Genomic DNA, 23,768 nt, shown 5'->3' with positions numbered 1-23,768 from the left:
TGACTTTCTGTAGGAGCGGCGTAAGCCGCGAGCAACCGAAGTGATGGTCGAAAGCGTTCTGTTCGAAGCCAGGACAAACGGCGCGACCGATCAAACAGATGGTTGCTGCAGGCTTCGGCCGCTCCGCTCGCGTACATGACTGCGGTGGTCGCGGCTCACGCCGCTCCTGCAAGGGCCGGATCAAGACGCCAGCGGATACAAGGCCAGCGCCAGCGAGGCGAACATCAGCACCAGCGAGATCAACACCGCCCATTTCAGGGTGAAGCGTTGGTGGTCGGCGAAATCGACGTTGGCCATGCCGACCAGCAGATAGGTCGAAGGCACCAGCGGGCTCAGCAGATGCACCGGCTGGCCGGCGAGCGAGGCACGGGCCATCTCGACCGGCGTGATGCCGTAGTGGCCGGCGGCTTCCGACAGAATCGGCAGCACGCCGAAGTAGAAGGCGTCGTTAGACATGAAGAAAGTGAACGGCATGCTCGCGATCGCGGTGATCACTGCCAGGTACGGGCCCCAGGCGTCGGGAATCACCGCCAGGAAGCTGCGCGACATCGCCTCGACCATGCCGGTGTTGGACAAAATGCCGGTGAAGATACCTGCGGCGAAGATCAGCGACACCACCGCGAGTACGTTGCCGGCATGGTTGCCGATGCGGCGGCGTTGTTCGGCGAGGTCGGGGTAGTTGATCACCAGGGCAAAAGCGAAGCCGATCATGAACAACACCGGCAGCGGCAGCACGCCGAGCACCAGCGCGGTCATCAGCCCGAGCGTCAGCGCGGCGTTGATCCACAGCAGCTTCGGCCGCTTGGTGTCTTCGCTGTCGGCCAGGGTCGGCAGGTTGTCGCTGGCGGTGTCGAGGTCGGGGTTCCAGTCGGCGGCATGGCCGTCCAGGGTGACGATGCCGAGGCGCTTGCGCTCGCGCAGGCCCAGGTACCAGGCCAGCAGCAGAATGCCGACTAAAGACACCGCCATCGCCGGCACCAGCGGCACGAACACGTCGCTCGGGTCGACATGCAAGGCGGTCGCCGCGCGCGCGGTCGGGCCGCCCCACGGGGTCAGGTTCATCACCCCGCCGGCGAGGATGGTCACGCAGGTCAGGTTGAGCGCGTTCATGCGCAGGCGCTGGAACAACGGCAGCATCGCCGACACAGTGATCATGTAGGTGGTCGAGCCGTCGCCGTCGAGCGAGATCAGCATCGCCAGTACCGCGGTGCCGACCACGATCTTGACCGGGTCGCCCTTGACCAGCTTGAGGATGCGCTTGACCACCGGGTCGAACAGGCCGGCGTCGATCATCACCCCGAAGTACAGGATCGCGAACATCAGCATCACGCCGGTCGGCGCGATCTTTTTGATGCCCTCGATCATCATCTCGCCGATGTCGTTCCTGAAGCCGCCGACCAGGGCGAACAGGATCGGGATCACGATCAGAGCCACCAGCGGCGACATCCGCTTGCTCATGATCAGGTACATGAAAGTCAGGACCATGCCGAAGCCGAGCGCGGTCAACATGAGGGACTCCGTTGGGGCGAGAAGTGAGATGGGAGAAGTGAGGAGTGAGAGAGGGCGAAAGCGGAGTGTTTTTACTCACTCCTCACTCCTCGCTTCTCACTCCTGCTTTAGAAGTCGTACTGAAACCGCCCGGTCAAAGCCCGAGTCCGATCCAGCGTGCGATCGGCCAGACGGTCGCGGTTGCGGCTTTCGATCCAGTCGAGCATGAAGCGCAGGTTCGAGCGCAGATGCCAGTTGACCCCGACGCTCGCCTGTTCCATCGACACGTCGCTGAAGTTGCCGCGGCCAGCGAGGTGCTGCTTGCCGCGGATCGTGTCGTAGCGCAGCGCGACCTGCCAGGCGCCCGTGCTGCGCGCCGGTTTGACCCGGGCGAAGCGGCCGGTCTTGCTGTCGTAGGGCATCGATTCGCCGGTCAGGAACCAGCCGACCAGGCCATAGGCCGAACGGACCTGACCGCGCTGGCTGCCGTCGTCGAAGTTGGCGCCGCCGAGTTCGGACTGCAGGTATAACGGCCCGTGGGCGAGGCCGAACTCGAGCGAGTATTTGTCGACATCGGTGTCGAGCCCGCGATTGAAGTTGATCAAAGTCGCGCGGCTGTTGTCGGACAGGTGCCCGGCCGGGCGCGGGGCGATACGCAACGCGTTGGCGCCGTCGCGGCCGGGATGGTCGTAGGCCTCGCGTGCCAGCGACAGCCCCAGATGCAGGGTGCGTTCGTCCGCGTGCAGCGGCGTCCAGGTGCCGCGTGCGCCGACCGCTTGGCCCTTGACCTGCCACACGTCGATGTTTTCCAGGCTATAGACGCTGCCGGCGACGGTGTAGTTCTCGCGCGCGGTGATCCAGGCGGCGCCGAGCCGGTACAGCGGCGCGACCGAGCTGGCGAACATGCTGCGCTCCATGAACACGCCGTAGTTCGAGCTGATGCGGTCGTCGAGGGTGAAGTGCTGCTTGAACTGGCCCAGGGTCAGCTTGCCGGCCTTGAAGTCGCGGGTGACGTAGACGTCCTTGGCTTCGATGCTGTCCTTGGAGAAATCGTCCTGCAGGCCGGCGAAGTCGCCTTCGATCTTGTAGCCCCAGCCGTAGAACTTGCCGGACACGTCGAGCCAGAGCCGACGCACCTCGGTGTCGTCGCCGTTGCGCAGGCCGCGCGCATCGTTGTCGAAATCGGCGAAGTCCCAATGCAGGCGGCCGCCGAGTTCGGCGGTGACCGGGCCGTCTTCGGCCAGGCATGGGGCGGCGAACAGGCACAGCGCGGCGCACGCGGCGGCGTGACGGAAAAGCACCATCGTAGGCATCTCGTTTCCCTATTTTTCTGCCGTTTTTCGACGACAGGCGCGTGTTCGTGCGCTTATAGTTGCTTCGGCCAGGACGGCCAGCCGCAACCCCTCGAGCGCAGGCTAGGCGGGCGAAGCTGTCATTGACCTGTCACTGGACCTGCCATTGGAGCTGTCCCGCCGAGATCGGCCTGGCGGGACCTGACTTCGGCAACTGCAAGGGCCCCCGTTCGATGCGCATTCTGTTAGTCGAGGACAACGCGGACTTGGCCGACGCCATCGTCAGGCGGATGCGCCGCGACGGCCACGCGGTGGACTGGCAGTCCGACGGCGTTGCCGCGGCCAGTGTGCTTCGCTACCAGGCCTTCGACCTGATCGTGCTCGACATCGGCCTGCCGCGGCTCAACGGCCTGAGCCTGCTCGCCGGTTTGCGCGAACGCGGCGACACCACCCCGGTGTTGATGCTGACCGCACGCGACGGCATCGAGGACCGGGTCAAGGCGCTCGACGTCGGCGCCGACGATTACCTCGGCAAGCCCTTCGATTTCCGCGAATTCGAGGCGCGTTGCCGGGTGCTGCTGCGGCGCAATCAAGGCCGTGCCGCCGGTGTGATCCAGGTCGGCGCCTTGGCCTTCGACAGCGCCGCGCATCGCGTCACCCTCGACGGCGAGCCGATCGAAGTGCCGAACCGCGAGTTCCGCCTGCTCGAAATCCTGATCGGCAAGCTCGGCCAGGTGGTCAGCAAGGACGAGATCGGCAACGGCCTGTTCGGTTTCGACGACGAGGCCGGGCCGAACGCGATCGAGTTGTACGTCGGCCGCCTGCGCAAACGCCTCGCCGCCGCGCCCTTGCGCATCGTCACCGTGCGCGGGGTCGGCTACATGCTCGAAGCCGCTGCGCCGGCCGCCGGGCAGGCCGATGCGGAGTCGTTCGATGCTTGAGTCCGCGCGCACGTCGCCGCCGCGGCACGGTTCGATCCGCCGCACCCTGCTGGTTTATCTGGGCGCCTTGTCGTTGATCGGCGCGGTGCTGTTGTTCGTCGCCGCGCGCAGCTACGGCCGCGCCGCCGCCGACCGTTCCTACGATCACCTGCTGATTGCGTCGGCCTTGTCGATCGCCGACAGCGTGGCCCTGGTCGACGGCCAATGGCAGGTCGACCTGCCATACGCCGCGCTCGACCTGTTGGCGATGGCGCCCGAAGACCGGGTGTTCTACCGCGTCGCCAGCCGCGAAGGCGCGACCATCACCGGCTACGACGACCTGCCGGTGCCGCCGTCGCCGCCGCGCGACGGTCAGCCGCGGCTGTTCGATGCGCTGTATCGCGGCGAACCCACCCGCTTCGTCGCGGTCTCGCGCTGGGTCGCCGGACCGGCCACGCAAGGGCAGGCGATCGTCCAGGTCGGCCAGACCCGCATCGCCCGCGAGGCCCTGGCCGACGACGTGGTGCTGCGCGCCCTGGTCGCCATCGTGGTGCTGTCGTTCGCGGCGCTGGCCCTGGTGGGGATCGGCGTGCATCGCGCGCTGCGGCCTTTGCAGAAACTCGAACGCGACCTGTCGCTGCGCGAACCCTCCGACCTCAGGCCGGTCGCCGGCGAGGTGCCCTTGGAACTCGACCAACTGGTCGGCGCCTTGAACCGCTTCATGGCGCGGCTGTCGGCGAGCAACGAGACCCTGCGCGCGTTCATGGCCGACGCCGCGCACCAGATGCGCACGCCGCTGGCGGCCTTGCGCGCCCAGGCCCAGCTCGCCCTCGACGAGGACGACCCGGCCGAGCAGCGCCGCAGCCTGGTCACCATCGAACGCAACGCCAGCCACATGAGCCGTTTGCTCAACCAGTTGCTCAGCGACGCCAGCGCGATCCATCGCTCGCACCTTCAGCAGTTCGAGACCGTCGATCTGGCCGAGTTGCTGCATCAAGCGCTGTACGAATCGATCCCGCAGTCGGCCCCGCGCCCCGACATGCGCCTGGCCGCGACCCAGGGCCCGGTGCTGGTGCGCGGCGATGCCCTGTTGCTGCGCGAGGCGATCAAGAACCTGATCGACAACGCGCTCAAGCACGGCCAGCCGCGGCCCGGCAGCGAAGGCGGGCCGCTGCAGATCGCCCTGACCGTGGCCGAAGGCGAGGGCGCCTCGACCGCGGTGTTGACCGTGGCCGACCACGGCCCCGGCATCGCCCCGGCCGATGCGCAGACCGTGTTCGAGCGTTTCGCCCGCGGCCACGATGCCGCCGCCGGCGGCGCCGGGCTCGGCCTGGCGATCGTCAAGCGCATCGTCGACAGCCACGGCGGCCGCATCGATCTGTCCAACCGCGTCGGCGGCGGGTTGGTGGTGACGTTGCGACTGCCGAGGAGCATGGTTTGAAAAACGAGTTCAGAAAAGTGAGAAACGAGAAGGTGCGCCCAGATTCGCGCTATGGCGCGGCGTTTTGCCTTTGCCTTTACTCGTTCCTCACTCTTCTCAACTCATTCCTCGCTCCTGCCGAGGAGCGTGGTTTGAAAAACGTGTACGGAAAAGTGAGGAGTGAGTGCAGAAAAGTGAGAAACGAGAAGAAGCGTTTCGGCGCTGTGCGCTGCTTTTGCCTTTACTCATTTCTCACTCTTCTCTACTCGTTCTTCGCTCCTGCCGAGGAGCATGGTTTGAAAAACGAGTTCAGAAAAGTGAGAAACGAGAAGGTGCGCCCAGATTCGCGCTATGGGGCGGCGTTTTGCCTTTGCCTTTACTCGTTCCTCACTCTTCTCAACTCATTCCTCGCTCCTGCCGAGGAGCGCGGTTTGAAAAACGTGTACGGAAAAGTGAGGAGTGAGTGCAGAAAAGTGAGAAACGAGAAGCAGCGTTTCGGCGCCGTGCGCGGCTTTTGCCTTTACTCGGTCCTCATTTTTCTCAACTCGTTCTTCGCTCCTGCCGAGGAGCGTGGTTTGAAAAACGAGTACGGAAAATGAAAAACGAGTTCAGAAAAGTGAGAAACGAGAAGAAGCGCCATGCCTCGCGCTATAGCGCCGCGCCTTGCTTTTGCCTTTACTCATTCCTCACTCTTCTCAACTCGTTCCTCGCTCCTGCCGAGGAGCGTGGTTTGAAAAACGAGTGCGGAAAATGAGAAACGAGTACGGAAAAGTGAGAAACGAGAAGAAGCGCCATGCCTCGCGCTACAGCGCCGCGCTTTGCCTTTGCCTTTACTCATTTCTCACTCTTCTCAACTCGTTCCCCGCTCCAGCCCACGCCGCGCCCGGCGACGTGCGCCTGTTCAAGGCGCCGCAGACGCGCAGCGCGCAACTGCGCATCCACGGTTCGACCGACATCGAGAACTTCGCCGCGGTCATCGCCGACTACCAGCGCCTGCATCCGGGCACCGAGGTCGAGTATTCCGACCTCGTCGCCCAGGACATCTACACCCGCCACCTCGCCGCCGGCCGCGGCCGAGTCGCCGACCTGCTGATCAGCAGCGGCATGGACCTGCAGACCAAGCTCGCCAACGACGGCCACGCGCTCGCTCACCGTTCGCCGGCCACGGTCGGCCTGCCGGCATGGTCGCACTGGCGCCACGAAGCCTTCGGCATCAGCTACGAACCCATCGTCATCGTCTACAACAAGCGCCTGCTGCCGGCGGCGCGGGTGCCACATACGCGCCGGCAGCTGCTCGCGCTGCTGCGCGACCCGGCCGCGCCGCTGGCCGGCCGGGTCGGCACCTACGATGTCGCCCGCAGCAGCGTCGGCTATCTGCTGGCGACCCAGGATCACCAGCTCGGCAGCATGGCCGGCGCCTTGCAGGCCGCGCTCGGCGACAACCGCGTGCGCCTGGAAGAGCGCACCGGCGCCTTGCTCGACCGCGTCACAAGCGGCGAACTCGCCCTGGCCTATAACGTGCTCGGCTCCTACGCCCAGGCCCGCATCGACGCCGGCGCGCCGCTCGGCATCGTCCTGCCCGAGGACTACACCCTGGTCCTGCTGCGCACCGCGCTGATCCCGCGCACCGCGCCGAACGCGGCCGAGGCCGGGCGCTTCCTCGATTACCTGTTGTCGCCGCGCGGCCAGGCCATGCTGGCCCAGCAGGTCGGCCTGCAGCCGATCCGCGCCGCCAACGGTGCGCCGCTCTCGCCGCACGCGCGCGACGGCGCGCGGGTGCGCGCCCTGCGCCCGATCCCGCTGGGGCCGGGCCTGCTGGTGTATCTGGACGCGCTGAAGCGCCGCCAGTTCCTCGAGGCCTGGCGCAGCACGGTCCAGCCCGAGCGCAAGGCGGCCGCCGATGCGCCCTGATCCCCTGCGCTTCGGCCCGGTCCGCCCATACGCCGGCGTCGGTTCGGTGGCGCGGCCGATCGCCGCGGCCGGCCCGCGCCGGGTTCGGCAAAGCGCCCGCGCTGCGCTGCGGGTACAACTCCAAAGTACTAAGGCTTTCGCCACCGCGGTCGCGCGAATCCGCGTCGGCGATCCTTTAGACTGCAAGTCCACCTTTCCTCGCGCCCTTGCCACGGCAGCCATTCCCTGATGTCCGACAACGATCTGAAAACCGCTGCGCTCGACTACCACCGCCTCAGCCCGCCGGGCAAGATCAAGGTCACCGCGACCAAGCCGATGGTGACCCAGCGCGACCTCGCCCTGGCCTATTCGCCGGGCGTGGCCTACGCCTGCGAGGCTATCGTCGAAGATCCCAACGCCGCCAGCGAGCTCACCGCCCGCGGCAACCTGGTCGCGGTCATCAGCAACGGCACCGCCGTGCTCGGCCTGGGCGACATCGGCCCGCTGGCCGGCAAGCCGGTCATGGAAGGCAAGGGCGTGCTGTTCCAGAAGTTCGCCGGCATCGACGTGTTCGACATCGAAATCGACGAGCGCGACCCCGACAAGCTGGTCGACATCATCGCCTCGCTGGAACCGACCTTCGGCGGCATCAACCTCGAAGACATCAAGGCCCCGGAGTGCTTCATCGTCGAGCGCAAGCTGCGCGAGCGCATGAAGATCCCGGTGTTCCACGACGACCAGCACGGCACCGCGATCATCGTCGGCGCCGCGGTGTTCAATGCGCTGGAAGTGGTCGGCAAGAAGATCGAAGACGTCAAGCTGGCCACTAGCGGCGCCGGCGCGGCCGGCATCGCCTGCCTCGACATGCTGGTCGCCCTGGGCATGAAGCCGGAGAACATCCTCGCGGTCGACCGCGACGGCGTGCTCTACACCGGCCGTCCCAATCTCGACCCGGACAAGGCCCGCTACGCCCGCGACACCGACAAGCGCACCCTGGCCGACATCGTCGCCGGCGCCGACGTGTTCCTCGGCCTGTCGGCCGGCGGCGTGCTCAAGGCCGAGATGGTCGCGACCATGGCCGCCAAGCCGATCATCCTGGCCCTGGCCAATCCGTATCCGGAAATCCTGCCCGAAGACGCCAAGGCCGTGCGTCCGGACTGCATCATCGCGACCGGCCGTTCGGATTACCCGAATCAGGTCAACAACGCGCTGTGCTTCCCGTACATCTTCCGCGGCGCGCTCGATGTCGGCGCGACCGTCATCAACGAAGAAATGAAGCTGGCCTGCGTGCGCGCGATCGCCCAATTGGCGCGCATGGAATCGTCCGACCTCGGCAGCGCCTACGGCGGCGACGTGCCGACCTTCGGCGCCGAATACCTGATCCCGCGCCCGTTCGACCCGCGCCTGCTGGTCATGCTGGCCCCGGCCGTGGCCAAGGCGGCGATGGACTCCGGCGTCGCCGCGCGTCCGATCGCCGACATGGACGAGTACGAGGAACGGCTCAGCCAATACATCTACCGCACCGGCCTGCTGATGAAGCCGGTCTACGACCGCGCCCGCGCCGACCGCAAGCGCGTGGTCTACGCCGAAGGCGAGGAAGAGACCGTGCTGCGCGCGGTGCAGACGGTGATCGACGAAGAGCTGGCGTTGCCGATCCTGATCGGCCGCCCCGACGTCATCGAAACCCGCATCCAGCGCCTCGGCCTGCGCATGCGCGAAGGCGTGGACTTCGAGTTGACCAACATCAACGACGACCCGCGCTTCAACGACTACTGGCAGCAGTACCACGCCCTGACCGAGCGCCGCGGCGTCAGCCCGGCGGCGGCGAAGAACCTGCTGCGTTCGCGCCCCACCTTGATCGCTGCCCTCATGGTCGAGCGTGGAGAGGCTGACGCAATGATCTCTGGGTTGGTCGGTCGCTTCCACAAGAAGCTCGGCTACATGCGCAGCATCTTCGACTTCGACCCGGGCGTGTCGGGCACTTCGGCGATGACTGGCGTGATCAACGACCAGGGCGCTTGGTTCTTCCTCGACACCCACGTGCAGGTCGACCCGACCGCCGAGCAGATCGCCGAAGCGACCCTGCAGGCGACCTACCGCCTCAAGCTGTTCGGCATCGAGCCGAAGGTCGCGTTGCTGTCGCACTCCAACTACGGCAGCCACGACAACCCGTCGGCGGCGAAGATGCGCAAAGTCCGCCAGATCATCAAGCAGCGCCAGCCCAAGCTCGAGATGGACGGCGAAATGCAGGCCGACACCGCCTGGGACGACGCACTGCGCAAGCGCATTTTCCCGAACGCGACCCTGCACGGCCGCGCCAACCTGTTCGTGCTGCCGAACCTGGATGCCGCCAACATCACCTACAACATGGTGCGGGTGATGACCGACGGCGTGGCCATCGGCCCGATCCTGATGGGCCTGGACAAGCCGGCGCACATCCTGACCCCGGCCTCGACCCCGCGCCGCGTCGTCAACATGACCGCGATCGCTGCCGTCGACGCCCAGATCCGCGCCTCGCGCGAATCCGAGCGCAAGGGCCTCGGCGAAGTCGGCGGCACCTGAGCCGCTGATTCACGGCAATAGCCGGCTGCGTCGATGACGCAGCCGGCGTCGCGGCAGCCACGCACCCCCGTGCAGTTCCGCCCTTTGTTGAGGGCGGCTAGGGATTTGCTTCAATGCGCCGTTTGCGTCGCCGATTGATTTGCGCGGTCGCGGCTTGCGCCGCTCCTACCCAAGAAGCGCAGATTCGTGGTCGCGACTCACGTCGCTCCTACAGGGGAGCGCAACGTCGCCGCATTTCCCTGCTAACCCCATGCGGTTCCCCCCTTTGGAAAAGGGGGGCAGGGGGGATTTGCTCCAGCGCTCCGTTTGCGTCGCCGATTGATTTGCGCGGTCGCGGCTTGCGCCGCTCCTACCCCAAAGCTGCGCCAGCAAAGGGTAGGAGCGGCGCGAGCCGCGACCACGATGCCGAACGCTCGCGGCGCCACATCGAACTCCCGCGTAATCCCTGCGCCCGCACCCAATCCCGATTACACCGAATCAAAGCCCTCTCCCGTTGACGGGAAAGGGGCTAGGTGAGGGGCAAGCGCCGATCAACCGCCTCAACCCAACTCCACCTCGCCCGGCAACGACTTCAACGCAAACTCCCGCAACAACTTCACCTTCGCCGACCGCCGCAGATCCGGATGCGTCGCGAACCAAAGATCCGCCCGCACCTGCGGCAACGGCGCCGAGATCCGCCGCACACCCGGCGATGCATCGGCCAGATAACACGGCAACAGCGCCCGCCCCAATCCGGCCTCGCAGGCCGCCAACGCCGCCGGCAAGGTATTGACCCGCATCGCGATGCGTTCGGCCGGCACCCGGTCGCTCAACCACTGCGCCGACGACAGATGCGCCAGGCTTTCGTCCAGCGCGACCCAATCGCCCTGTGCCAGCGCCGCTTCGTCGAGCGTCGTCTTGCCACGGCCGCCGCCACGCCCGCTGCCGCGCCTGGCCGCCTCATACGCCGCGATCGAAATTGCCGCGACCTTGCGCGAGGACAAACCTTCCGGCGGCAACACGCTCGCACGCAGCGCCACATCGGCATCCTGCTGCTGCAGGGTCAAGAACGCATTGGCCACGACCAGATCGCAGCGCAGCCCCGGTTGCTCAGCCCGAAACGCCGCGCACATGCGCGCCGCCACCGGCGCCAGGGTGTCCGGCAGGGTGATGCGGATGCGCCCCTCGGTGCGCGCGTCGCGCCCGGCCAGCTCACGCTGCAGGCGCTCGGTCTCGGCGAGCACGCGTTGCGCGCTGGCGATGGTCAACTCGCCGGCATCGGTCGGCGTATAGCCGCGGCGGCTGCGTCGGAACAGCGCCGCGCCGACCCGCGCCTCGACTGCGGCCAGGCGCCGGAACGCACTCGAATGGTCCAGCGCCAAGGCCTTGGCCGCGCCGGTCAGGCTGCCGTGCGCGCCGATCGCGCGCACCAGTTCCAGGTCGTCCAGGCTCAATCGTTCGTGTCGCATGTGCAAGCAATCCTTGTCGGTTCGCCGTGTTGGCGCGGCGTCGGGGCGCGCGGAAAGTATCGGCTTCCTTACTGGAGTACGCCATGAAGCTCTACTACACCCCCAGCACCTGCTCGTTCGCCCCGCACATCGTCATCCGCGAACTCGGCCTCGACGCCGAACTGCGCCGCGTGCGCCTCGGCGCCGAACCCCTGGTCGTCGCCGAAGGCCGCGACTTCCGCGAGCTCAACCCGCTCGGCTACGTGCCGCTGCTCGAGCTCGACGACGGCCGCGTGTTGACCGAAGGCGTGGCGATGCTGCTGCACCTGGCCGATCTGAAACCCGAAGCCGGCCTCGCCCCCGCGGTGGGCACGCCCGAGCGCGACGAACTGCACCGCTGGCTGAACTTCATCAGCTCGGAACTGCACAAGACCTTCAGCCCCTGGCTGTTCCACCCCGAATACGGCGAACAAGCCGCCAACGTCGCACGCGAACGCCTGGCCAAGCGCCTGGCCGTGGTCGAGCGCCACCTCGCCGATCGCGACTACCTGCTCGGCGACCGTTTCAGCGTCGCCGATGCCTACTTGTTCACCATCGCCGACTGGACCCGTCCGCTGAAGATCGCCCTCGACCCGTACCCCGCCTTGGCCGCCTACCTCGAGCGCGTGCGCGCCCGCGACAGCATCGCCGAAGCCTTGCGTCGCGAGAAAGCGCCATGATCGCAGAAGCCATCAAACCCTCCATGGCCTGGACCATGCTGATCGCCGCCGGCCTGATCGACGTGGCCTGGGCGCTGACCATGAAGCTGTCGCAGGGCTACACCAAGCCCGGCTGGACCGCGGCCTCGATCGTGGCCCTGATCGCCTTCGTCTGGCTGCTCGGCCGCGCCCTGACCGCCTTGCCCGTCGGCAGCGCTTATGCCGTATGGACCGGCATCGGCGCCGCCGGCACCGTGCTGATCGGCTCGATCCTGTTCGGCGAATCCATCACCCCGTTGCGCCTGGGCGGCGTGGCCCTGATCGTCGCCGGCATCGTGGTGTTGCGTAGTGCGCCGGGCTAATGCGCGGAGGAGTCTCCCCTGTAGGAGCGGCGTAAGCCGCGACCCCAAGTCGCGGCAAATCCCGACCTCCCACTCACGCCGCATCCGATGCCCGGTGCGGTGATCGACGGCCACGCTGTATCGCATGACCCCGTCTCCACCGCATCCTCCAGGACATGCCGCACTTCGCCGCGGGCGTTGCTCCGAAACCCAAGGCATCTATCTGGTCACTTCGGTCACCGACGGCCGACGCGCGTTATTCGCTGACCCGGCCCTCGCCTCCGCGGCGACCGACGCGTTGCTCGATAGGCGTCTGTGGCCGCGTTCGCGCCTGCTGGCGTGGGTGTTGATGCCCGACCACTGGCATGGTCTGGTCGAGCTCGGCGCGTGGGAAACCCTGCCGGACCTGATGCGCCGTCTGAAATCGAACACCGCGCGCCAGGTGCGCTTCGTGTTGCCGCTCGCGTGCAACGTTTGGGCCCCGGCCTATCACGACCGCGCCTTGCGGCACGAGGACTGCCTGCTTACGGCTGCCCGCTATCTGGTCGCCAACCCGCTGCGTGCCGGCTTGGTCCGTCGCGTCGGCGACTACCCGCACTGGGGCGCCTTATGGATCGAAGGCGTCCCGCCAACGGCGCGCGCCGCGCCGCCGCATACCCTTTATCGACCTACCTCCTCTGTAGGAGCGGCGTAAGCCGAGACCCAAGCCGCCGTGCACCTGCACCGCACGCCGTCGCCGGCCATGGCGTCTTAGGTCGCGATATCCCGCGCCGCGCGCCACAACCCCGCTTCGTCGGTCGCGGCTCACGCCGCTCCTACAAAAACGATGGCGCAACCCCTGTAGGAGCGGCGTAAGCCGCGACCGCGCGACCTCGAATGCCCGCGCCCCTCCAGATGACCGGCCCGGTAGGCAACGTCTGGCCCAATCCCACCCCCAACCACACGCCCGCGTATCCCAGCGCCACCCCATCCACGACCCGCCAACCCGCCCAACCCCACCCGCCACCCCAAGCACACCCCTAGCCAAAACGGACTATTCCACCCTTTACAGCCGCCACCGCAAGCCGTAACCCCGTCACCGTTTGTTAGACTCGGTGCTCTAATCCGTCCCCCACCTTTGAGGCGCGGCCACGGGGCCGCGAGATCGATGAATCAGCCGCTTGCCAGCTCTCTGCACGACCTGCTCCAGAACGACCCCGATCCGACCGAAACCCAGGAGTGGGTCGAGTCCGTACAGGCCGTCATCGCCCGCGACGGTGCCGAGCGCGCGCATCAGCTGCTCGAAGGCATGGTCGAAGTCACGCGCCGCGCCGGCGCGCACCTGCCGTTCCAGCCCACCACCGAATACATCAACACCATCCCGCCGCACCTGGAGGCCAAGAGCCCCGGCGACGCCGCGATGGAATGGCGGATCCGCTCGCTGATCCGCTGGAACGCCATGGCCATGGTGGTGCGCGCCAACCGCAAGCCCGGCGACCTCGGCGGCCACATCGCCAGCTTCGCCTCGGCGGCCACCCTGTACGACGTCGGCTTCAACCACTTCTGGCGCGGCCCCGAAGGCGACCACCCCGGCGACCTCATCGGCATCCAGGGCCACAGCTCGCCCGGCATCTACGCGCGCTCCTTCCTCGAAGGCCGCCTGAGCGAATCGCACCTCGACAACTTCCGCATGGAAGTCGACGGCCGCGGCGTCAGCTCCTACCCGCACCCCTGGCTGATGCCGGACTACTGGCAGGTGCCGACGGTGTCGATGGGCCTGGGCCCCATCAGCGCCATCTACCAGGCGCGCAACTGGAAATACCTGGAAGGCCGCGGCCTGATGCCGAAGTCCGACCGCAAGGTCTGGGCCTTCCTCGGCGACGGCGAGACGGACGAACCCGAATCGCTCGGCGCCATCTCGGTGGCCGGCCGCGAAGGCCTCGACAACCTGGTCTTCGTCATCAACTGCAACCTGCAGCGCCTCGACGGCCCGGTGCGCGGCAACGGCAAGATCATCCAGGAGCTGGAAGGCCAGTTCCGCGGTGCCGGCTGGAACGTCATCAAGACCGTCTGGGGCAGCTACTGGGACCCGCTGCTCGCGCGCGACACCACCGGCAAGCTGCGCCAGCTGATGATGGAAACCGTCGACGGCGAATACCAGAACTGCAAGGCCTTCGGCGGCAAGTACACCCGCGACAACTTCTTCGGCAAATACCCGGAAACCGCCGCGCTGGTCGCCAACCTGTCCGACGACGACATCTGGCGCCTCAACCGCGGCGGCCACGACCCGCACAAGGTCTACGCCGCCTACCACGAGGCGGTGAACACCAAGGGCATGCCCACCGTGATCCTGGCCAAGACGGTCAAGGGCTACGGCATGGGCGCGTCGGGCGAATCGCTCAACCCGACCCACGGCACCAAGAAGATGGACGACGAAGCCGTCCGCCTGTTCCGCGACCGCTTCAACATCCCGGTCAGCGACGAGCAGCTGAAAGACGGCGCCGTGCCGTTCTTCCACCCCGGCGAGAAGTCGCCGGAAGTCGAATACATGCTCGAACGCCGCAAGGCCCTCGGCGGCTTCCTGCCGCAGCGCCGCCGCAAGGCCAGCACCTCGCTCGCCGTGCCGCCGCTCGAAACCTACGATCGCCTGCTCAAGAGCACCGGCGAGCGCGAAATCAGCACCACCATGTCGTTCGTGCAGGCGCTCAACATCGCCCTGCGCGATAAACAGGTCGGCCCGCGCATCGTGCCCATCGTGGCCGACGAAGCCCGCACCTTCGGCATGGAAGGCCTGTTCCGCCAGCTCGGCATCTACGCCCCGCACGGCCAGAAGTACAAGCCGGTCGACCGCGACCAGCTGATGTACTACCGCGAAGACACCACCGGCCAGGTGCTGGAAGAAGGCATCACCGAAGCCGGCGCGTTCTCCTCGTGGCTGGCGGCAGCCACCAGCTACAGCACCAACGACCTGCAGATGCTGCCGTTCTACATCTATTACTCGATGTTCGGCTTCCAGCGCATCGGCGACAGCGCCTGGCAGGCGGCGGACATGCGCGCGCGCGGCTTCCTGCTCGGCGCCACCGCCGGCCGCACCACGCTCAACGGCGAAGGCCTGCAGCACGAAGACGGCCACAGCATGGTCCAGGCCGGGCTGATCCCGAACTGCCGCAGCTACGACCCGACCTTCAGTTACGAAGTGGTGACCCTGCTCCAGCACGGCATGCAGCGGATGCTGACCGAGCAGCGCGACGAGTACTGGTACCTCACCCTGATGAACGAGAACTACACCCACCCGGACATGCCCGAGGGCAGCGCCGAGGGGATCATCAAGGGCATGTACCTGCTGAAGGACGCCGGCAAGCCGAAGAAGGGCGAGCTGCGCGTGCAGTTGCTCGGCAGCGGCACCATCCTGCGCGAAGCCATCGCCGCGGCCGAACTGCTCGACAAGGACTTCGGCGTCACCGCCGACATCTGGTCTTGCCCGAGCTTCAACGAACTCGCCCGCGACGCCACCGACGCCGAGCGCTACAACCGCCTCAACCCGGAAGCCAAGGCCCCGCGCAAGCCCTACATCACCGAACTGCTGGAAGGCCGCCAAGGCCCGGCGATCGCCGCCACCGACTACATCCGCATGTACCCGGAGCAAGTCCGCGCCTTCGTGCCGATGCGCTACACCGTGCTGGGCACCGACGGCTTCGGCCGCAGCGACACCCGCGCCAACCTGCGCCGCCACTTCGAAGTCGACCGCTACTACATCGCCCACGCAGCCATCGCGGCCCTGGCGGCGGAAGGCAAGATGACCGGCAAGGACGTGGCCCGGGCGATCAAGCAGTACAAGATCGATGTGGAGAAGCCGAATCCGTTGGGGGTTTGACCCTATATTAGCGATCAGATGCTAGGTTGATTGTCACCCTGGCATCTGGTTGATTGATCGATTGCTATCCCCTGAGGCTTTTCCGCTCTCTTAACGACTCTCGCTTTAGATCGAGAAGCATTTCGTGATCCTCCTCAAGAGGTTCTGCCGTCTGGCCATCATTTCAGGGGCATTTAATGAATCAGAAAGTCCCGACTTCTCGCGATCTTGCGCTTAGTTCGCTTGATCTAGATGCGTCAAATCCTCGTTTTGGCGATCCAGTAGGAGGCAACCAGAGTCAGCGCTGGGTGCTGGACAAAATAGTTGAAGAGTTTGGAGTTGACGATTTACTTAGCTCGATGTCGGTAAATGGCTATTTCAGCGCCGAGCCGATAGTCGTGAGGGAGAAGGATGGCGGTCGTTATGTCGTGGTGGAAGGTAATCGACGACTGGCCGCCTGCCTCATGCTTACAGGCGATGCTCGAGCAGATAACCAAAAAAACAGAGCTTTAAAATATGTAGAAGTATGGAAGGAGCACAATTCTCCTCAACTGGATCCCATTCCTGCGATAGTTTTTGCGCCCGGAGCCATTCAGAAAAATCTACTTTCCTATCTTGGCGTGCGTCATATCGCCTCTTCAAAGAGTTGGGATTCCTATGCCAAGGCTGCATGGGTTGCGAGAGTTATTAAAGAGAACCAGCTCACGGTGCGTGAAGTGGCCTCTATGATCGGGGACCAGCATCGCACTATTGAAAGGCTTTTGCAGGGGTATCACGTCATTCAGCAGTTAATTGCGAGTGGTGATTTTCGCCCCGAGGACAGTGTCCGTAGGGGGCGCGGGAGTGTCAGTGATTATCCATTTTCATGGGTATATACGATTCTTGGATATTCCGCGGCTCGTAAGTATCTTGGAATTGAGGGGCAGGATGATGTTACCGACGCTGAGCCGATTCAGAAGCCAAATCTGAGTAAGGGTGGTGTTTTAGTTAGGGCAATGTTTGGTGATGCGAAAGCTGGCAGAAACGCAGCTGTCACCGATTCTCGCCAGTTGGGCACTTTGGCGTCAGTGCTTGTGAATCCTGAAAAGCTAGCATTACTTGAGCAAGGTAAATCCGTGGATGAGATTGAGCGGATAAGTCAGCCTACTGAAGATCAGTTGAGGTCCGGACTTGCTGGGAGCAGAGATACTCTGTCTCAGTTAATTGCGCGTGTCGAAGAGTCTCCGTTGGCGCCCGCGGTGGCCTCGACTTTCGTCGACTCGGCTGGCCGTGTGCGAAATCTAGCGTCCGCTTTGGAGCAACGAATCAAGGGAATGGCAGGGGTCTAGATAATGACGACGCCGTACGAAGATAGGTACAGGTTGCAGGCTGCTTCTGGAAATGCGGATCAAACGGAACTTGAGGCAATCAAGCGCGGCGATGTCGTAATCGATGCTGGTGTGAGAGACGACACCATTTCGGGGGCGATCGATGAACTCGAAGTGGCCGAGGATGGTGATGACGGCCCGCCCGGTAATGAAGCCTGGGCAGAGAATGACCTGAGACTTGATGCTGAAGTCGGAGCAATACGTGAAGAGCTTCAGCGAAGAGTTTCGTTGTTGGGTACTGCCTATCCCTTTGAGCTTTCCGGCGAAAGATTGATCTATCGACCAAGTGAAAGCGGGTTCTATGAGTTTTGCCTGGCAATCTGCCTCGCAAAATCGATTACTCGGAAACCATATACTGACTTGCCTCGACGATTTGAGCGCGCTACCGCGAAGCTCGTCGAGCATTATATGGGGAGTGATTCCACGTCCTTGCATGTGGGGTGGCCGCGTGACAAGGCAATTGGCCGCCGATTTCGTACGGCGATGAAGCATCTTGAGCATATGCCCTGGGAGTGGACATGGTCTCCAGAAATGGGAAAGCCACAGGATCCCGATCCTAAATATACAAAGGATGAGGGTATTGATTTCGTAGTCATCAAGCGGCTTCTAGATGATCGGGCTGGTCGACTATATATTTTGGCGCAGTGCGCGTGTGGCGACGATTGGAAAACCAAGTGGACAGAGCTGAATGTCGATCGAATAAAGAAATGGTTTCGAAACGTAACACTCGTTCCGCCTGTTAGAGCTTTTGTGACGCCGTATTTGTTAGTGGACGAAATGTTGCGTGAAACAACTGGTCAAGCGGGCTTGGTCTTCGATCGCGCCCGCTTAACGAGAATTGCAGAAGACTATTTAGAGGCTGCTCAGCGTATTCAAATGGCTCAGGCTGTTAGGCCTGCTTCAGATCTTGTTTTAGCTTAATCACCAAATGTCAGGGATCGTTCTGGCGACAGCTGCAAAAAGCGGTGGGGGGACGGCGTTACCAACAACGCGATAACGCAATGCGATTCCACAAGTGTCGGGAAATTTCATCCTGTCTGAAAAGCCCTGAATGACGGCCGCCTCTCGGTATGAAAGCCTCCTTGCAGGCGCATCACTAGAGAACTTCCACGAATCTGTATGTAAGCGGGTTAGCACCGGGCTTATTGGATGTAGTGGGACGTGACGGCTATTGGCAACAATTGTTTTACTTACTTCATGCCAGCCACGTCTTCTGTTCCGTGATAAGTAGTACCAATGGAACGGTTGTTCGTCGTATTCACCGGTAGGCCATTCGGGTAGATGTCCGATAGCATCCTTAAGTGTGGGTACGAACGGGCGCGTATCGTCGCTAGAAGAAAGTTGTACATGTGTTGGCTCCGGGAATTCATAGGTTTCTCCCAGGTCTGAGCGAATTCCCACAAAAAAAAGGCGCATGCGCTCTTGAGGGACGCCATAGTCTATTGCGGATAGCACCTTTGCTTTTACCTTGTATCCCGCCAAGCGAAATCTTCGTAGCTGATTCTCATAAAGGTGAATGGAGTCGGCTCTTCTCATGCCTGCAACATTCTCGACTATAAATGCTTTTGGCTTTATCTGGCGCAGCGCGCGGTCAAACTCCCGATACAGATAATTTATGCTGCGGCTCGGATCTCGCACGCCAGCCTGACTGAAGCCTTGGCAAGGATAACACCCCACTAACAGGTCCGCTTTGGGAAAGGATTTTATTTTTCTAATGTCACCTAGACGGTAATCTGTTTCCGGCATATTGGCTTCATAAACGTCTTTGGCATAAGCAAGGACGTCGTTTGCCATTAGGACTTCGAACCCGCAGGTGCTTAAACCCGCGTCTGAGCCTCCACAGCCAGTAAACAACGATACTGCGGTCCGCATACTTCTTAAGCCTTTTATATATTCGATGCGTTATGTGGTTGGGTGCTTCTTGCCTATTTCTAGGGGTGGTTAATAAAATAGTATTTCGCGGGCGGATGCGAGCAGTTCGTTCGAATGGTATGGATTTAGGTTTATTCTGCAATTAGTCCGAGCAGGTGCTTCTGTTTTTTTGGCTCCAACCGCCTATACCTGGTCAACAGAGTCTGTTCGTCCTGACTCTCGGCGATTCTCGGTGAAATTTCGAGCGAATTCTGCTTTTGTGGGGTCCGACTAGGTCTGGCTCCACCTGTGATTAACCAATCGAGATCTGCGCCGTCTGAAGAAAAGATTTCTAGGAGGGTTGCAAGATGTTGGAGACTCGGCTGAGCACGATCGCGCTCCCACTTCGAGACCGTCGCTCCTGTCACATCTAGCTCAAAGCCAAGTCTCTCCTGTGACCAGCCGCGTGCGTCGCGAAGTCCCCTTAGCCTTGAGCCGAATGTCTTCATACGACAAGTCTGAACTTTGGAGCAAGGTGTTTCCTTTCCAAAACGGTTGATTTTAGTCTTTCCTTTATGGAAAGATGGTCTTTGTCGGATGTAGACAACTCGCTTGATGGATGAATCGATTTAGATCTTCTCTAGGACAAGGAGCTGGGCATGAGCATAGGTCTACCGCAAGAAACCGCCGCCGTGCGGATCAACCGCTACGAGAAGGCGGTCCATGACGCCGATCTGGCGACCGCTCGCCGCATCGTCGAGGCCTTGGGCGTCCCGCTCGCCTTCCTCTACGCCGAAACCGACACCATGGCCGAGGCCATCCTGACCTTGGGCCTGTTGTCCAAACCCGAGCAGCGCAAGGCCGTGGCCGACCTCAAGGCCCGCCTGGTGAAGGCCGGCACGGCATCCGATAGGGCGTAGCCGCAACGCCCACGAGTCGCACCCGATCAGCGCGACGCGATGTGCTTTTGCCCGCGCTCGGTCGCTGCTCTAAGCTGGTTCCCGTGATCGGGAGCGGGCGTTCAAGGAGAGCGAAACGGTGAGTAACGCAGGCGTGTTCCGTAAGGAGGTGGCGACACTGGCTGTCGCCATGGCGCTGTTGATGCCAGCAGCTTGCTCGACCGCTCCGGCCCGCAGCACCCCGAAGCACGCCACGCCTACATCCGCCACCCGAATGGACGATTTTGTGCGCTGGGCCTTGCAGGGGCCGTCGGGCTACGACCAAGCGCTCGCCGAGCTGATGCGACTCTACCGCGCCCAGGCCACCAGCCAAGATCCGTCGAACGTGTACGCGCGCAACCCGATCCGTTTGGCCGACCACTTCGTCATCGCCGGCGTCCAGATCGACAACCAATACTGGTACCGCCCGGTCGTGGCGATCACGGTGGCCGGCCAGCCTTGTTATCCGATGGCCCAGGCGGCAGCCGTCGCCGGAATTGAACTTCCCCCGCCGGGATCGGACACCGGCTCGCCGGGCCGCAGCGTCAGCGCGCGCCGGAACGACATGGAGCTGACCTTGACCGAGTCACGCAGCGACCCGCGTTGCGTCGAGGACATCAGTTTTCTGCACTTGAAGACCGAGCGGCGGGCTGGGGCGAAGTAACCGCCGTTGTTTTTGAAGGACCAAAAGACCATGACTGAACCCCAAGGGCCGCGCTTGGCCGAGCAGCCGGGCTTCCAGGCGTTGCCGCAGCGCACACGCGACTGGATTCTGCAATCGCCCCATGCCACCGCCGATTTCGCCGCCTTCTTCGAAAAAGGCGGCCGTGTCGAGCCGGCGTCGCACGTGGACCTGCCGTACTACCACGCCACCGAGCCGCCGAAGATCTATATCAGCGCAAAGACCTATGCCGATCTCACCGGCCCGGACGCCCCCAATCGGATCGATACCGAGTTGCGGTTGTTCGCCACCCTGGCTCACGAGATCGGGCACGACAAGCACCATACCGGCACCGAGCCGTTTCGTGGCAAGACGGCAGACGAGTACGTCGAGTATCGAAGCCGGCTTGAAGCGAAGACGGTATTCAACGCCTACCCGATCTTCGACGATCTGCAAAAAAGCGACCCGGCGTTCCGCGCCAAGTGGGATGCGATTGGCTACGGACGGGGCAGTGGATTGGAGCCGGCCGGCATTTACTCGGAATGGAAATCCGGCCGGATCGACGACGATGCGGCGATTGCGCGTCTGGCGGCACCTATACCCAACTTCCCTTACACCCGGCGGGAGCCGCTAGCCGACCTCAGCGGCGACGGCGTGCTGACCCAGCGCGATGCCTACCTGCGCGACTTCGCCATGCTGGTAAAGCGCCCAGTTTCGGAAGAGCAAATCGAACCCTCCTCACGCCGGCAACCGCAAGGTGCCGCGCCAAGTTCTCCCATCGAGCCAGGCCATCGCGACCACGCGCTGTACACCCAGATAGCCGGCCACGTACGAGCCCAAGACCAGCAACACGGCCGTCAATGGGACCAAACCAGCGAGCGCCTCACCGCCAGCCTGCTGGCTCTGTCGAAGGAGGCCGGGCTGACCCGCGTCGACCACGTGGTATTCAGTCAGAAGACCGACCGCATTGCCGCTGGCGAGAATGTCTTCGTTGTGCAAGGCCGGCTGGACGATCCGGCCCATGTCCGCGCGCACATGAAGACCGAACAGGCCACGCGCACCCCGGAAAGCGTCTCGTTCGCCAAGGTCGAGGCGCTGAATGAGCGTGCGCAGGGGCAAGCTTCGACGCAGAGTCAGACACCGGATGAATTAATCCGTGGGCCTTCCCTTGGGCGCTAGCGGCATCGCCGGAAAGGCCGCTCACGGGCGCCGATCTGGTTGCCGCGTACCGCATTACGCCGGCGCGGAATGTCCCACTCGCGTCCCAGGGGTCGGTTGGCAAGGGTTGGCATCCGAAGCGACAACGACTAAGTTCCTGGCCCAGGAACGAGGCTAAGATCCTTCAAGGGCCGAACAAGGATGTCTATGATGACTTCGAAGAGCGCAGCGATCGTGGGATTTATCGCGAACCTGATTCCGTTATACGTAGGGGAGCGCATCGGGGACGACTACTGCGCTCGGTCCTTGACCGACGGAACCTTGATTCTTCCCGTTAGTGAGGCCGCTACCGGTAACGTTCCCGATCATGAGGAAGGGTGGGTGCGTGTCCATTGGCAAGGCGACCCAGGCCGAGAGACTGAGACGCTTGGCTCCCACATGGCTTCGCTTGCACTGGTCCGATACATTGAAATGCAAAGCCTGGGGCAACCCGCTAAGCGCGTTGCCTCGGAGTTCGCGTTCATGGCGTCTCACTTTTCGTTCAAGACCGGATGCTCATTGGATATCGAGCCTGCTGACGTATCCCCCGACTTGATTGCGCTACTCAAGGCGACAGTGGGTCGTTGGGGCGAACGAGCTGTCTTCGCTGCACTCATGAAGGCTATAGGGATGTAATGCCGCGAGCGAAAGCCTGCCGGCTTGAATTGGTATCAATGGTGCGCTTGCCTGGCGTCTCGGCAATCTCGACCGCCGCCACGCATTCAGGCTTTGCCGCGTCCGCCGAGAACGTTACCGACATGCCGCGGCCGGCTGCCAAGTAAATGCCGGTGCGCCTGTAGTGGTCGAGCTGGACAGGGTCGGGTCGGGTCAGCGAAACCGCGAGTTGCACCGGTACGCAGGGGGTCTTGGCGAACTCGGCCATCAGGTGGCGCCCGTCCTGCAGTCGGAGGTAGCGCTGCACTACGTACCCGTCTTGGAGGGTAATCGGTGTCTGTTGAGCGGTTTGCTCAATGGCTGAAGCGTTGGAGTCTGTTGGAAAACGCCGCTGCAAAGCGTTAGCCAGCTGATCGAATCCGCCAGGGCCTTGGGCCAGGGGAAGGGTAAAAAAGTCCCCGATTTGGTCTCCGACGCTAGCCCCAGGCGGTACCGGCCCGTTGCGCGCCGCAGCGCAGGCAACCAACAGCAGCAGAGCAAAGCACATTGCTGGGCGGTATCGGAGCACCTTCATCGTCTTCTCCTTGACGGGGCGACAGATTAGCAATCTTGGGTGGGACGCCAGGCGGGTGACGGCATGGAGGCCCGTCTTAGCGAGCTGATCGCCGCCCCGCAAGGCCTGATCTGGGCCGACCGAGCGGGCGGACAGGGCAGTACCTTCGAGTTATAGACGGCCGCCCGGCCGGCACTGGGAGTGCGCGCACCGGATCCGCTGGATCGAAGTGGCGCTATGGGATGGCAAGCCGTGGTGTTGGGCATCCTGGTGATGCTCAACCTGGCGGCGACGAGGGTGGTGCTGTGCAGCGGCAGGTTCTCGCCCGCTCAGCAGCGATGGCAGCTCGCCCTGATCTGGGTTGGTGCCGATCATAGGGGCGGTGGCGTGCGCGCAGTTGGCAAAGACCGATGCGCGTGAAGCCGGCTTGGTGCTCTCGCAACACGAGCCGCATCAATACCCGAGCGACGGTGCCTACGTGGAAGATGGCTCCTCGATCTGTGGCTGTGGAGGCGAAAGCGGCGATTGATAGGGTCGAGCGAAGCACGCGGCGCAGCCCTGTGAATCCAATGCAGTGGCACCAACTGAGTCGAAATGGCCGGTCGCTGTGCGCTGCATCGTTGCTTAGGGTGCCGCGGGTCACTGGACGCGAATGCCCAGGTTTCTGCCGTAAGTTGGAAAGCAACTGCATAAGTCGCTCGACCAGCCTGGCGCAG

General features: G+C 63.6%; 19 protein-coding genes. 14 read left to right on the top strand and 5 right to left on the bottom strand.

The window, feature by feature from the left end:
* Positions 1-180: 180 nt before the first annotated feature.
* Both LC490_RS20585 and LC490_RS20580 read right to left on the bottom strand, forming a co-directional pair.
* Positions 181-1,509, bottom strand: coding sequence for a CitMHS family transporter (locus tag LC490_RS20585; protein WP_057919299.1), 1,329 nt, complete (start codon positions 1,507-1,509; stop codon positions 181-183).
* A 107-nt stretch (positions 1,510-1,616) separates the two neighbouring features.
* The gene (locus LC490_RS20580; RefSeq protein ID WP_223621438.1) at positions 1,617-2,801 is read right to left on the bottom strand and encodes a porin; all 1,185 of its coding nucleotides are present in this window, start codon (positions 2,799-2,801) and stop codon (positions 1,617-1,619) included.
* Between the two features lie 212 nt (positions 2,802-3,013).
* Between LC490_RS20580 and LC490_RS20575 the strand changes: the two genes are divergently transcribed.
* From LC490_RS20575 to LC490_RS20555, 5 genes are all read left to right on the top strand, one after another.
* Positions 3,014-3,721: a response regulator transcription factor gene (locus tag LC490_RS20575; protein ID WP_223621437.1), complete on the top strand. Its 708-nt coding sequence runs from the start codon at positions 3,014-3,016 to the stop codon at positions 3,719-3,721.
* The gene (locus tag LC490_RS20570; protein WP_223621436.1) at positions 3,714-5,141 is read left to right on the top strand and encodes a sensor histidine kinase; all 1,428 of its coding nucleotides are present in this window, start codon (positions 3,714-3,716) and stop codon (positions 5,139-5,141) included. The genes LC490_RS20575 and LC490_RS20570 overlap by 8 nt, the downstream gene beginning before the upstream one ends.
* On the top strand, positions 5,138-5,719 hold the full coding sequence (locus tag LC490_RS20565) for a hypothetical protein (protein WP_223621435.1): 582 nt from the start codon (positions 5,138-5,140) through the stop codon (positions 5,717-5,719). Before LC490_RS20570 ends, LC490_RS20565 begins: the two co-directional genes overlap by 4 nt.
* A gap of 292 nt (positions 5,720-6,011) precedes the next feature.
* Positions 6,012-7,031 (top strand): ABC transporter substrate-binding protein, encoded by a 1,020-nt coding sequence (locus LC490_RS20560; protein ID WP_223621499.1) that lies wholly within the window; start codon positions 6,012-6,014, stop codon positions 7,029-7,031.
* A 228-nt stretch (positions 7,032-7,259) separates the two neighbouring features.
* Entirely contained in the window at positions 7,260-9,572 is a 2,313-nt protein-coding gene (locus tag LC490_RS20555; RefSeq protein WP_223621434.1) for an NADP-dependent malic enzyme, read from the top strand.
* Between the two features lie 539 nt (positions 9,573-10,111).
* Here the strand turns inward: LC490_RS20555 and LC490_RS20550 are convergent.
* Positions 10,112-11,020 carry a LysR family transcriptional regulator gene (locus LC490_RS20550; RefSeq protein WP_223621432.1) on the bottom strand — a complete coding sequence of 303 codons (909 nt, stop codon included), beginning with the start codon at positions 11,018-11,020 and terminating at the stop codon, positions 10,112-10,114.
* 83 nt (positions 11,021-11,103) lie between these two features.
* Between LC490_RS20550 and LC490_RS20545 the strand changes: the two genes are divergently transcribed.
* The 6 genes from LC490_RS20545 (at position 11,104) to LC490_RS20520 (ending at position 18,158) form a co-directional block, all read left to right on the top strand.
* On the top strand, positions 11,104-11,718 hold the full coding sequence (locus LC490_RS20545) for a glutathione binding-like protein (RefSeq protein ID WP_223621431.1): 615 nt from the start codon (positions 11,104-11,106) through the stop codon (positions 11,716-11,718).
* The gene (locus LC490_RS20540; RefSeq protein ID WP_223621430.1) at positions 11,715-12,059 is read left to right on the top strand and encodes a multidrug efflux SMR transporter; all 345 of its coding nucleotides are present in this window, start codon (positions 11,715-11,717) and stop codon (positions 12,057-12,059) included. Before LC490_RS20545 ends, LC490_RS20540 begins: the two co-directional genes overlap by 4 nt.
* A 124-nt stretch (positions 12,060-12,183) precedes the next feature.
* A complete protein-coding gene (locus tag LC490_RS20535; protein WP_223621429.1) occupies positions 12,184-12,732 on the top strand; it encodes a transposase in 549 nt (182 codons plus the stop codon).
* Positions 12,733-13,185: 453 nt separating this feature from the next.
* The gene (aceE, locus tag LC490_RS20530; protein ID WP_031371020.1) at positions 13,186-15,891 is read left to right on the top strand and encodes a pyruvate dehydrogenase (acetyl-transferring), homodimeric type; all 2,706 of its coding nucleotides are present in this window, start codon (positions 13,186-13,188) and stop codon (positions 15,889-15,891) included.
* A 176-nt stretch (positions 15,892-16,067) separates the two neighbouring features.
* Positions 16,068-17,198 carry a ParB N-terminal domain-containing protein gene (locus LC490_RS20525; protein WP_223621427.1) on the top strand — a complete coding sequence of 377 codons (1,131 nt, stop codon included), beginning with the start codon at positions 16,068-16,070 and terminating at the stop codon, positions 17,196-17,198.
* A 3-nt stretch (positions 17,199-17,201) separates the two neighbouring features.
* Positions 17,202-18,158, top strand: coding sequence for a hypothetical protein (locus tag LC490_RS20520; RefSeq protein ID WP_223621426.1), 957 nt, complete (start codon positions 17,202-17,204; stop codon positions 18,156-18,158).
* Here the strand turns inward: LC490_RS20520 and dcm are convergent, their stop codons facing one another.
* A complete protein-coding gene (dcm, locus tag LC490_RS20515) occupies positions 18,159-19,109 on the bottom strand; it encodes a DNA (cytosine-5-)-methyltransferase (RefSeq protein ID WP_223621425.1) in 951 nt (316 codons plus the stop codon).
* A 638-nt stretch (positions 19,110-19,747) separates the two neighbouring features.
* Between dcm and LC490_RS20505 the strand changes: the two genes are divergently transcribed.
* The 3 genes from LC490_RS20505 (at position 19,748) to LC490_RS20495 (ending at position 21,866) form a co-directional block, all read left to right on the top strand.
* The gene (locus tag LC490_RS20505; protein WP_223621423.1) at positions 19,748-20,008 is read left to right on the top strand and encodes a transcriptional regulator; all 261 of its coding nucleotides are present in this window, start codon (positions 19,748-19,750) and stop codon (positions 20,006-20,008) included.
* Positions 20,009-20,126: 118 nt separating this feature from the next.
* Entirely contained in the window at positions 20,127-20,690 is a 564-nt protein-coding gene (locus LC490_RS20500) for a hypothetical protein (RefSeq protein ID WP_223621422.1), read from the top strand.
* A 30-nt stretch (positions 20,691-20,720) separates the two neighbouring features.
* Positions 20,721-21,866 carry an XVIPCD domain-containing protein gene (locus LC490_RS20495; protein ID WP_223621421.1) on the top strand — a complete coding sequence of 382 codons (1,146 nt, stop codon included), beginning with the start codon at positions 20,721-20,723 and terminating at the stop codon, positions 21,864-21,866.
* A gap of 640 nt (positions 21,867-22,506) precedes the next feature.
* Here LC490_RS20495 and LC490_RS20490 read toward each other — a convergent pair.
* Positions 22,507-23,073 (bottom strand): hypothetical protein, encoded by a 567-nt coding sequence (locus tag LC490_RS20490; RefSeq protein WP_223621420.1) that lies wholly within the window; start codon positions 23,071-23,073, stop codon positions 22,507-22,509.
* Positions 23,074-23,768 lie beyond the last annotated feature (695 nt).

It is taken from the genome of Lysobacter sp. ESA13C, assembly GCF_019970005.1.
Taxonomy (GTDB): Bacteria; Pseudomonadota; Gammaproteobacteria; order Xanthomonadales; family Xanthomonadaceae; genus Lysobacter; species Lysobacter antibioticus_B.
Note: the sequence above shows the minus strand (reverse complement) of the source record. Positions and strands in the feature narration are given on the sequence as shown.